Origin of the sequence: Flavobacterium branchiophilum FL-15 (genome assembly GCF_000253275.1) — a bacterium.
Taxonomy (GTDB): domain Bacteria; phylum Bacteroidota; class Bacteroidia; order Flavobacteriales; family Flavobacteriaceae; genus Flavobacterium; species Flavobacterium branchiophilum.
On sequence record NC_016001.1, the window covers coordinates 1,735,158 to 1,747,668 of the forward strand.

Consider the following 12,511-nt stretch of genomic DNA (forward strand, 5'->3'; position numbering starts at 1 on the left):
TTTTTATATGATTTTATTAAATATTTTAGGTTAAAATTAATCAAGATTGATACTATTTTCAAATATTATCCGACAGTTTTGATTATTAAAAATTAGATTCCGACATTTTTTGTTCAAAATCTTGCATAACATTTACTAATACTTGAACGCTTTCTAGTGGCAGTGCATTGTACATAGAAGCTCTGTATCCGCCAACAGAGCGGTGTCCTGGCAATCCAGATATGCCAGCGGCTTTCCATAAGGCATCAAAAATGGGTGCTTGTTCTTGGTTTTTGAGCAAGAAAGTGGCATTCATGTGGCTACGGTCTGCAACGTTTGCAGTGCCTTCAAAATAAGGGTTTCTGTCTATTTCTGCATACAAAAGCGCTGCTTTTTCATTATTGATTCTTTCGATGGCTTCTATCCCACCTAAATTTTTCAACCATTGAAGGGTTAATAACGAAGCATATACTGGAAAAACGGGTGGTGTGTTGTACATACTATCGGCCTTGATGTGTTTTTCGTAGTCGAGCATACTTGGAATATTTCGACCTGTTTTTGCCAAAATACTTTCTTTAACTACTACCAAAGTAGCTCCTGCGGGTCCCATATTTTTTTGAGCTCCTGCATATATCAAATCAAATTTGGTAAAATCTAACACTCTCGAAAAAATATCAGAACTCATGTCGCAAACAACAGGAATGTCTAATTCTGGAAATGTTTTCATTTGTGTACCAAAAATGGTATTGTTGCTTGTACAGTGAAAATAATCTGCATCTGCCGGAACAGTGTAATCCTTTGGAATATAGTTGAAATTAGACTCTTTTGATGAGGCTACCACTAGGGTTTCGCCAAAAGATTTAGCTTCTTTGATGGCATTGCTTGCCCAAGTTCCTGTTTCTAAATAAGCGGCTTTACCATTTTCTTTCATCAAATTGAAAGGTACCATCAAAAACTCTAAGCTAGCACCACCAGCTAAAAAAAGTGCTTGATACCCTTTGTTTGTAAGTCCTAGTAATTCTAGAGCTAGGGCTCTAGCTTCGTCCATTACGGCTACAAAATCTTTGCTTCTGTGTGAAATTTCCAATAGAGAAAGGCCAGATTGGTTAAAATCTAAAATAGCTTGAGCTGATTTTTCAAAAACCTCTTGTGGCAAGATACATGGTCCTGCACTATAATTATGTTTTTTCATGTTGTGTGTAGTAATTTTCCAAAATTTAAGTTGCAAATTTCGTAAATTCGTTTTAAAAATGGGTTAATTTTTTGCTAATAGTTTCATAATCTTATTAACAAAATCGTTTTAGCGTTGGGCTTATTAATGTGTTTTTTGGGGTGTATGGTATTAGTTTTGCAACATTATTTTTTATATTTCTAAAAAAAAAATATTTTTAAAAAAAGCAGCTGTTTTTTTGTGAAATTAATAATTTTTTGAATCAAAAAAATGGAGTTTAAAAATGGATTTTGCATTTAAAAATGCTTTGTTTTTCAATCAAATAGTCAATAAAAACGCCATTGTATCCCTATTATCGGCATAATCCCAAAGATTGGGGCATTGGGTTTGTCCAAAAGCCACACTATTTGGCACCAATTGATTGGATACTATGCACTGAATTTTATCTTTATCTTGTTCTAATTTTGATTGTAATGTGTCAAGATCGTCGTAATATTCATAAAAAATACTCGAAATAGGGGAGGAGTAGCTTTCGTCTTCTTTGATGGTTAAAAATTCGTTGTCTAAAAGTTTGAAATTACTCATCAAAAATACGGCTTTATTGTAATCATAATTGTTAGCATATTTTTCATATTTTATCACGTCTTGATAAGGAAACATGCCATTAAAAAACAAATCAAAATTGTAATTTCTGGGGATAAAAATTTTGGAAACATTCCTACAACCAAGACCAAAATATCTAAAAATGTCTTGACCTAAAGCTTGCATTTGTTCTTTGGTTTCTTGGCCGTTGAGAACAGCAACCGAGTTGCGAGATTGGCGAATTATGGCGGGTTTGTTTCTAAAATAGTATTCAAAATACCGGGCCGTGTTGTTGCTGCCTGTTGCAATTACGGCATCAAAATGTTCTAATTTACCATTGGTAAAAGTGATAAAATCTTGTAATTTTGGTTCTATTTTTTGAATATATTTGGCTAAAAATGGCAATATATGTTGGTCGTCAGAAGAGGTTTTGATGAGCACTCGGTGTCCTGATAGCAACACGGTGATAAAATCATGAAAACCAACTAAAGGGATATTTCCTGCCAAAATTAATCCTACCGTTTTTGGTGTAGTAGTTGAAATTTGATAGGGTTGAAGCCATTGATCTAAATTTTCTTTTGTTAATGCTTTGGCCCAAGCGTCCACGGCAAATATCACATTGTCTGTTGTAAACCAACCATTGTGAGACGAAGAAAGGGCAATTAGATTTTGAAAATCTTCAAAAAACAATTCATTTTCTAATACATCTAAATTTTTTTGGATTTCTTTTTGCGAAAATTGATTTAAAAAGCGACCTAATTCAATAAAAATATATTTTTTTTGTGCTAATGTCATATTGATTTGTTTATGAATGTAATTGATTGTAATTTTGCACAAAAATAAGTAAAAAAAATAACGCATATCAAGTGTTATGAGTTAAAGATTAGTTTTAATCATTTTTATAAAAAAATTAAAAAAAATGGCAATAATTATTACAGACGAATGTATCAATTGTGGTGCTTGTGAACCAGAATGTCCTAATACAGCTATATATGAAGGAGCTGATGACTGGCGGTATAAAGATGGAACAAAATTAAGTGGCAAAGTGGTTTTGCCAAATGGTGAAACGGTTGATGCAGATGCTGCTCAAACACCAATTTCTGACGATATTTATTATATAGTTCCTGGCAAATGTACAGAATGTAAGGGGTTTCATGATGAACCTCAATGTGCAGCTGTTTGCCCTGTAGATTGCTGTATTCCAGACGATCATCATGTGGAATCTGAAGAAACACTTTTGAACAGGCAAGCATTTTTACATAATGAATAAATGATGTTTTGTATTTCAATTTCAAATGCTTTGATGTATAAGTAAATTACTAAAATAGAACATTGCTAATTATAAAAGCAAATTTTCTATTTATTACAAATGAAAACAATAATCATAAAAAAACCATTAAGAATTTCTTAATGGTTTTTTTGTATAGTAGCAATTGGTATTAATGACCACCACCTGCGGTTACTTCGTGTGCAATACCTTGTTTTTTAAGTAATTCAAAAACATACCATCCATAAAATGCAATAAAAGCAAAACACAATACAGGAATAAAATAGGAATTGTGGATGCCAATTATGTCAGAAATTTTACCTTGTAATGGTGGTATAATACCTCCTCCAAGAATCATCATTACTAAAAAAGCAGAACCTTGAGACGTATATTTTCCTAAACCAGTAATAGCCAATGCAAAAATAGATGGCCACATGATACTTAAAAATAAACCACCACTCATAAAGGCAAATGTAGCTACGATACCAGTTGTAAATAACCCAATTAACATGCCAACCATTCCCATTAATCCAAAAATCATCAATGTTTTAGAAGGATGGTTTTTTCCTAAAAAGAAACCAGCAATTTGAAATAGGATTACAAAGGCATAAGCATATAAAGGTTTGATGTCTTGTCCTGATACCGCATTGGCAGTTAAAACCACTGCAAAAGCAATATAAGGTACGGCAATTAATAAAATTTTTCTTAAATTATCACTTGGATTAAAAACAGAAATAGCTCCAGCCCAACGACCTATCATCAAACTTCCCCAATACATAGACATATAAGGAGCTAAACCAGCACCTTCGATATTTCCAAAATCGGCGGTTTTTAGTAATTCTCCTAAATTGCTGCCAATGGTTACTTCTACACCAACATAAGTAAATAATGCCAACATCCCTAATACTAATTGTGGATATTTCATGGCACCCCATCCTTCTGGATTTTTTTGAGCTTTAACATTTGCAAATAATAAGCCAAATACTACAACCAAAAGGGTACAAACCGTTAATGTAAGTCCTAAATAATCTTTTTCTTTGTTTTTAATAAAATGTTCTATAAAATCTGCATTTTCATATCTCGAAAAAATGTAACCAAAAATAACAACCAAAACGGCTGTTATGGCTATCAAAGTTGTTTGGGCTTTTGAGGCCGATTCAAATGTAGCGTCCATTTTGCCAGCAGGCAATTTTTTGGAAAAAAAGAATAATGCTGCGGCCAACAAGAATAAACCACCCACAGCCATATAAAGCGTTATCATAGCGTCTAATGAATCTGCTTTTTGTGCAAACTCATCGATATTTACGCCAGAAACCACCCCAAAAAGGGCCAACGAAACAACAATTGGTCCAATAGTGGTGCCTAAAGAATTGATACCTCCGGCTAAATTCAAACGACTCGAAGCAGTTTGAGGCTCGCCCAACGAGGCTGCAAAAGGTTGAGCAGAAGTTTGTTGTAATGAAAATCCTAAAGCAACTACAAATAATGCTCCTAAAATTAATGCGTAATTACCTACTGTTACAGCATATATCATAAAAATTGCTCCTACTGTACTGATAAGTAATCCATTGATAATTCCTTTTTTGAAACCCCATGAGTTCAATATGTCTCGTTTGATACCACTACTAATAATAAATAGCAATAAGGCACCTATATAATAGGCTCCATAAAATGCAAAATCGATAAGTTGGCTTTGAAATTGATCTAATCCAAATTTGGCTTTGCAAAATGGAATAAACACACCGTTTGAGGCTCCAATAAATCCCCAAAAGAAAAACACCGATATCAAGGTGTATAAGGCAGATTGATTGGATTTGTTTTGTTCTGAATTCATAGTTTTTTTAGTTAATTAATTATAAAATAGTTACTTATGTTGCCAATAGCAAATTTAATTTTGATTAAAATTGCAAGAACAATATTTTTTTTAATAAATATTTGATAAAAATACATTTTTTTATGTTTACAAAACAAACTTTTACGCATTTAGTTATCAACGAAAACGATTTAGGTTTGTTTTGATGCTTTTTTGATTAACTTTTTTTAAACAAAAAAAAGTTGTCAAACACTTTGATAAGTATTAAACAACTTTTATATTTTTTAATTAAAAGGGTATAATTACAAATTGTAGTTAAAAAATTATAATTTTAACAAAGATTTTTAATATTCCTTTTATTTTTCAAATTGTTGCAACGTATTAATGATAATGGATACACAATCCAACAATTCGGTTTCATTCATTACTAATGGAGGGGCAAACCTAATGATGTTGCCATGTGTGGGTTTTGCAAGTAAACCATTATCTCTTAATGCCATACAAATATTCCATGCCGTATCACTCGATTCATCATCATTAATTACAATGGCATTTAACAATCCTTTTCCTCTAACTAATGTAGCAATATTGGAATTTTTAATGTAGTCATTTAATTTATTTCTGAATATTTTTCCTAAATAATTTGCATTTTCTGCTAAATTTTCGTCTTTTACAACTTTCAATGCGGCTATGGCTACAGCTGCGGCAATAGGGTTTCCGCCAAAAGTAGATCCGTGTTGTCCAGGTTTTATCACATTCATAATAGCATGATTAGCCAAAACTGCCGAAACTGGATATACACCACCAGAAATGGCTTTACCTAAAATTAATATATCTGGTTGGACATTTTCATGATGAACAGCCAATAATTTTCCAGTTCGAGCTATGCCCGTTTGAACTTCGTCTGCAATAAAAAGCACATTATATTGCTCACAAAGGGCTTTTGCACCACTTAAAAATCCTTCATCTGGCACAAAAACACCCGCTTCTCCTTGAATAGGTTCTACTAAAAACCCTGCAATATTTTGATTTTCTTTTAATACTTTTTCTAAACTTTCTAAATTATTATACGAAATACTAATAAATCCAGAAGTGTAAGGGCCAAAATTTTTGCGTGCATTTTCATCATTAGAAAATGATATGATCGTAGTGGTTCTACCATGAAAATTACCATCGCATACAATAATTTGAGCTTGATTTTCGGCTATTCCTTTTACTTCATAAGCCCATTTTCTAGCTATTTTTAATGCTGTTTCTACGGCTTCTGCTCCAGTATTCATTGGTAAAACCTTATCAAAACCAAAATATTTGGTTATAAAAGCTTCATAAGGCCCCAATTGATCATTAAAAAATGCCCGAGATGTAAGTGTCAGTTTTTGAGCTTGTTGTATCAATGCTTGGATAATTTTTGGATGGCAATGCCCTTGATTTACAGCAGAATATGCTGATAAAAAATCGTAATATTTTTTGCCTTCTACATCCCAAACATATACTCCTTCGCCTTTACTTAAAACGACTGGAAGTGGGTGGTAATTGTGTGCCCCAAATTGCTCTTCGAGGTCAATAAATGTCTTTGCAGTTAATTCTTTCAATTCAGACATAATAACTATTTTTGTGAAATAATATTTAAAATTCCTTCTTTTGGAGAGAAATCACCCAATGAGGTACAAAATTAAGCTTTTTTTATTAATTAGATTAAATTTTAGTTCAAAAAATAACAATTTGATAATAAAATAAATTTAAAAAAATATTTTTTACTTTTTTAGTCCATTTTTGATAGAATTTGTTGTATTTTTATTTTTTTTATAATTTTTACAACTAGATATGTTTAAACAGATAATTAATTTTTTTTTATATTCTATATTTTTATTGATAAATTACAATGTTTTTTCTCAAAATATCATCCATATTGAAGTAAAAATGGATGATATTGATAAAAAAATGGATATTGTACAACAAGTTACATACCATAATATTTCTTCAGATACTTTGACCCAAATAGTATTGAATGATTGGAATCATGCGTATTCTAGCAAAAACACTTTTTTGGCAGCAAGATTTTCTGATGAATTTGTCCGAACTTTTCATTTATCGTCCGAAAAAGATAAAGGTTATACGCAAGTTAATACTGTTTTTTCTGATAAAAATAAAATACTTTCCTGGGAAAGACCTGCTCAGTTTACAGATTTTATCATTATTAATTTACCAGAAAAGTTAGCACCAAATCAAAAAATTAATTTTACCATACATTACCAAATCAAACTTCCTCATGCAAAATTTACAGATTATGGTTTTGATGAAAAAGGCAATTACCATTTAAAGGATTGTTTTTTATTGCCGTGTCGTTTTGAAAATCATCAATTTGTTATGCAACAAAATGCCGATTTAGAAGATGCTTATTTAGAAAAATTCCATTTATATTTGAATTTAAAAACACCAAAAAAACTAAATATTTTTTCAGATTTGATAATTAAATCTCAACAAAATACAGAAAATCTAAATGAAATTATATTAGAAGGAGATAATAAAATGCACTTTACATTAATTTGTAATACAAAAGCAGATTTTTTAAGTTATAAAAATAACGATTTGGAAATTCAAACCAATTTAACAGATAAAAAATTAGCTCCAATTGAAAAAATATTGATTATCAATAAAGTATGTGATTTTGTTAATAAAAATTTGGGTACATTTCCACACTCAAAACTCTTAGTTTCTCAAGCAGATTACGATAGAAATCCATTATATGGGTTAAGCCAATTGCCCTCTTTTTTAAGTCCTTTTTCAAATGAATTTATATTTGAACAAAAATTTTTAAAAACTTATTTGAATAATTATTTAAGAAATAGTTTACAAATAAATATTAGAAAAGATAATTTTTTGATAGATGGTATTCAAATATTTTTGATGATGCAATACATGGAAGAAAATTATCCCGATATGAAAATGACGGGGTCTCTTTCAAAATTAAAATTGTTACAAGGCTATCATGTATTTCAATTGGATTTTAACGAACAATATAGCTATTTTTATATGTTGATGGCCAGAAAAAATTTAGATCAACCAATTGGTGATTCAAAAGAAACCCTCATTCGATTTAATGATAAAATTGCTGGGAAATACCGTAGTGGTTTGTCATTCAAGTATTTAGATGCTTATTTAGGAAATGATATTGTTTTGAAATCCTTTCAAGAATATTTTAATTTGAATAAAACCCAAATTACATCAAGAGCAGATTTGAAACAGGTTTTACAAAAAAAAGCACCAAAAAAAATAGATTGGTTTTTTGATATTTTAGTTGATAAACGCGATATCATTGACTTTAAAATAAGCCATTTAGTAAAAAAACAAGATAGTTTGCAATTTACAATTCAAAATAGAACCCAAACCAATGTTCCTATCCCATTATATGGATTGAAAAACAATCAAATTATATTTAAAAAATGGATAGAAAATGTATCTCGGGATAGTATTTTTACTTTTCCAAAAACAAATATAGACCATTTGGTTTTGAATCTTACTAATGAAGTGCCCGAATATAACCGACGAAATAATTGGAAAAAAATAAAAGGCTTTTTTCCAAATAATAAGCCATTTTCCTTTGCATTTATGAAAGATATTGAAGATGCCGATTATAATCAAATTTTATATGTACCCGTTGTGGGTTACAATTTGTATGATGGTGTTACGGTAGGAATGCGTTTTCATAACAGTGCCATTTTGAACAAACCATTTAATTATGACATTCAACCATTGTATGCATCCAAAACTTCGTCTTTGACGGGTAGTTTTTCTGTATATTTTGCTCAATTTAATAGACAAAGCCGTTGGTACAGAAGTCAATTTGGACTATCTGGTTTAATGTCTCACTATGCACCAGATGCTTTATATACTAAAATTACACCATTTGTAGGAATTACAATTAGAGAAAGTGATTTAAGAGACAACAAAAGACAATTTTTAAATTTTAGATATGTAGCCGTCAATAGGGCTACAAGTAATTTTGTAACGTTCAAGGAAACAGATAATTATGGTGTTTTTGATGCCAAATATGGAAGTAATAATACTGAAATGGCCAAAAAATTTGGATTTGTAAACAACTTACAATTATCTAGCAAATTTGGTAAAATTTCTACTAATTTTGAGTTTAGAAAATTGTATGAAAATAACAGACAATTGAATATTCGATGGTTTGCGGGTGCTTTTTTATATAAAAATACTGCTACAGATTTTTTTAGTTTTGCATTAGACCGTCCAACTGATTATCTATTTGATTACAACTATCTTGGTCGATCAGAAAGTCAAGGCCTTTTTAGTCAGCAAATCATTATTGCCGAAGGGGGTTTCAAAACAAAATTAACAGATGCTTATGCCAATCAGTGGCTTACGGCTATAAATGCCAGTACTAATATTTGGAATTGGGTAGAAGTTTATGGCGATGTAAGTGCTTATAAAAATCAATACAAAAACAGTAAATTTGTATTTGATTCTGGAATAAGATTGAATTTTGTACCCGATTATTTTGAGTTGTATTTTCCTATGTATTCGTCAAATGGTTGGGATATAACCAATAAAAATTATAACCAAAAAATACGATTTATTGTAACATTAAGTACAACTACACTTTCAAATTTATTTACACGAAAATGGTTTTAAAAAGTTATAAAATCAACAAAATAAAAACATTATGTGTTTTTTTTATTTTATTAAAAAATCCATAATATACAAGCTAAATTAAGGTTTAATATTGTCAAATATTTATTTTAAAAAATTTAAAAAAAAAGGATTTTATAATTTTTTTTTATTTAATTTTGTATTATTATAAAATTCAGACCTCAAATACATGACACAACAAGAAACTACTATTGTTCTATCGTTTGAAGATTTTAAAAACGAAGTAATTCAAGATTATAAAACAGCCCTAATTAGCCGAGAATGTAGTCTTTTGGGAAGAAAAGAAGTGCTAACTGGAAAGGCCAAATTTGGCATTTTTGGAGATGGCAAGGAAGTTCCGCAACTGGCTATGGCAAAATTTTTTAAAAAAGGCGATTTTCGTTCTGGATATTACAGAGACCAAACTTTTATGATGGCAATTGGCGAATTAACTATCGAACAGTTTTTTGCTGGATTGTATGGACATGTTGATATACAGCATGATCCGATGAGTGCTGGCCGTCAAATGGGAGGCCATTTTGCTACCCATTCATTAGACGAGCAAGGGCATTGGAAGGATTTAATGCAAATGAAAAATATCAGTTCCGATATATCGCCAACCGCAGGGCAAATGCCAAGATTACTTGGATTGGCATTAGCGTCTAAAATTTATCGTCATGTTTCGGGTATAGATGCTGAAAAATTTTCAGACAATGGTAATGAAATTGCTTGGGGTACTATTGGCAACGCATCTACGTCTGAAGGCTTGTTTTTTGAAACAATCAATGCAGCAGGCGTATTACAAGTACCAATGTTGATGAGTGTTTGGGACGATGAATTTGGTATTTCTGTTCATGCCAAACACCAAACAACCAAAGAAAATATCTCTGAAATTTTGAAAGGTTTTCAGCGAGATGATCAACATCAAGGATACGAAATTTTTAGAGTAAAAGGTTGGGATTATGTAAACTTGATTGAAACCTATCAAAAAGCAGAAAAAATAGCTCGAGAAAATCACATTCCTGTTTTAGTACATGTTAATGAATTAACACAACCTCAAGGGCATTCTACTTCTGGATCACACGAACGCTATAAAAACGAAGAAAGGCTTCACTGGGAACGTGATTTTGATTGTATCAGACAAATGCGGTTATGGATGATTGCAACTAATATTGCCTCGTCTGAAGAGCTAGACCAACTTGAAAGGGATGCCAAAAAAAGAGTGATTGAAGGCAAAAAAGCGGCTTGGAATGCTTTTGTATCGTCTATTAAAACGGAACAAAATGATTTGGTAATGCTCCTTGAGTCTATAGCTGAATCGAGCAAAAATAAATTTTATATCAGACAATTTGCGTCTGATTTAAAAAGTATCAAAGAACCAATTCATAAAGAAGTCATTTCAATCGCAAGAAAAGTTTTGCGTTTAGTTATTGGCGAGTCTGGACATTACAGATTGTCAAAATGGATAGAAAATTATTTTGCCAGAGTACAGCCAAAATTTAGTTCCCATTTGCACTCTGAATCAAACAAATCCTATAAAAATATAGAAGAAGTTGTGCCTACTTATGATAAAAATGCAGAGGATATTGATGGTAGAATGTTGTTGAGAGAAAATTTTGACGCTATTTTTTCAAAATATCCTGAAGTTTTAATTTTTGGTGAAGATGTTGGCTATATAGGCGATGTCAATCAAGGATTAGAAGGGATGCAAGCCAAGTATGGCGACTTGCGAGTGGCCGATATGGGCATACGTGAAGCTACTATAGTTGGACAAGGTATTGGATTGGCTATGAGAGGCTTACGTCCAATAGCAGAAGTACAATATTTAGATTATTTGTTATATGCCATACAAATCATGAGTGACGACTTGGCAACATTACAGTACAGAACTTGTGGCAAACAAAAAGCCCCATTAATTGTAAGAACTAGAGGACATAGACTAGAAGGTGTATGGCATTCTGGATCGCCAATGGGCATGATAATTAATGCCGTTCGTGGCATGCACGTTTTAGTACCAAGAAACATGACAAAAGCGGCAGGATTTTACAATACTTTATTAGAAACAGACGAACCTGCTTTAGTAATAGAATGCTTAAATGGTTATCGATTGAAAGAAAAAATACCTTCAAATCTTGGATTATTCAAAACACCAATAGGACAAATTGAAATAATCAAAGAGGGAGTTGATATTACAGTAGTTTCTTATGGTTCAACTGTAAGAATGGTAGAGCAAGTGGCTAAAGAATTATTAGAAATTGGAATTGATTGCGAAGTTATAGATGCCCAATCTTTATTGCCTTTTGACGAGGCACATGAAGTTGTAAAAAGTTTGCAAAAAACCAACCACCTTTTAGTAATTGACGAAGATGTTCCTGGAGGAGCTTCGGCCTATTTGATGCAAAAAATATTAGAAGAGCAAAATGGATACCAATATTTAGATGGTAAACCCGAAACGCTTACAGCGAAGCCACACAGACCTGCTTATGGTACAGATGGCGATTATTTTTCAAAGCCTTCATTAGAAGATATTTACGAAAAAATATACGGTATGATGCACGACTTAAATCCAGCTCAATATCCTAGCTTATATTAATTGGGATTATGATTTTGAATAAAAAAATACTGATGCTTTTGTTTGTAATTGGATGTTTGATGTGTCCAATTACAGCATTGGCTTGTGAAACCAATTCAAAATCATGTTGTGAAAAAAATATCGAAAATACTTCAAAAAAACAATCATGTTGTAATAAATCGGTTGAAAAAAAAGCTAAATCAAAAGGTTGTGCCAAAAAATGCCAATCCGTTTGGTGTTGTTGTGTTTCTAACTGGATTACTATTTGTAGTGCAATTTCTACGTTTGAGTTTGTAAACAAAGCGGTTTATGAAACTAAAATTAAAATCTTTTTTTGGGATCAAGTAGCTTTGCATACAGGATATGCAAAAATGTGGTTGATGCCTAAAATAAATTATAATGTATAGTAAACAGCCATTATTGGCTATAATTTAAATAATTCATATAAGAATTATTAGTACTAATACATTTTAA

General features: G+C 31.4%; 8 protein-coding genes. 4 read left to right on the forward strand and 4 right to left on the reverse strand.

Annotated features, from left to right (window positions below):
* Positions 1-85: 85 nt before the first annotated feature.
* Together serC and FBFL15_RS07485 are read right to left on the reverse strand one after the other, a co-directional pair.
* The gene (gene serC / locus FBFL15_RS07480; RefSeq protein ID WP_014084010.1) at positions 86-1,171 is read right to left on the reverse strand and encodes a 3-phosphoserine/phosphohydroxythreonine transaminase; all 1,086 of its coding nucleotides are present in this window, start codon (positions 1,169-1,171) and stop codon (positions 86-88) included.
* A gap of 297 nt (positions 1,172-1,468) precedes the next feature.
* On the reverse strand, positions 1,469-2,527 hold the full coding sequence (locus FBFL15_RS07485; RefSeq protein WP_014084011.1) for an acyl-CoA reductase: 1,059 nt from the start codon (positions 2,525-2,527) through the stop codon (positions 1,469-1,471).
* Positions 2,528-2,651: 124 nt separating this feature from the next.
* On the opposite strand from FBFL15_RS07485, the gene FBFL15_RS07490 reads away from it, so the two are divergent.
* On the forward strand, positions 2,652-3,002 hold the full coding sequence (locus FBFL15_RS07490; RefSeq protein WP_014084012.1) for a 4Fe-4S dicluster domain-containing protein: 351 nt from the start codon (positions 2,652-2,654) through the stop codon (positions 3,000-3,002).
* Between the two features lie 169 nt (positions 3,003-3,171).
* Here the strand turns inward: FBFL15_RS07490 and FBFL15_RS07495 are convergent, their stop codons facing one another.
* Together FBFL15_RS07495 and rocD are read right to left on the reverse strand one after the other, a co-directional pair.
* On the reverse strand, positions 3,172-4,833 hold the full coding sequence (locus FBFL15_RS07495) for an MFS transporter (protein ID WP_014084013.1): 1,662 nt from the start codon (positions 4,831-4,833) through the stop codon (positions 3,172-3,174).
* Positions 4,834-5,168: 335 nt separating this feature from the next.
* Complete coding sequence (gene rocD, locus FBFL15_RS07500; protein ID WP_014084014.1) at positions 5,169-6,413, reverse strand: ornithine--oxo-acid transaminase; 1,245 nt, start codon at positions 6,411-6,413, stop codon at positions 5,169-5,171.
* A 319-nt stretch (positions 6,414-6,732) separates the two neighbouring features.
* Here rocD and FBFL15_RS07505 point away from each other — a divergent pair, with 319 nt between their 5' ends.
* From FBFL15_RS07505 to FBFL15_RS16320, 3 genes are all read left to right on the forward strand, one after another.
* Positions 6,733-9,468 (forward strand): gluzincin family metallopeptidase, encoded by a 2,736-nt coding sequence (locus tag FBFL15_RS07505; protein ID WP_231847495.1) that lies wholly within the window; start codon positions 6,733-6,735, stop codon positions 9,466-9,468.
* A 187-nt stretch (positions 9,469-9,655) separates the two neighbouring features.
* Positions 9,656-12,058 (forward strand): alpha-ketoacid dehydrogenase subunit alpha/beta, encoded by a 2,403-nt coding sequence (locus tag FBFL15_RS07510; RefSeq protein ID WP_014084016.1) that lies wholly within the window; start codon positions 9,656-9,658, stop codon positions 12,056-12,058.
* Between the two features lie 8 nt (positions 12,059-12,066).
* Positions 12,067-12,444: a hypothetical protein gene (locus FBFL15_RS16320; RefSeq protein ID WP_148267902.1), complete on the forward strand. Its 378-nt coding sequence runs from the start codon at positions 12,067-12,069 to the stop codon at positions 12,442-12,444.
* Positions 12,445-12,511: the final 67 nt, after the last annotated feature.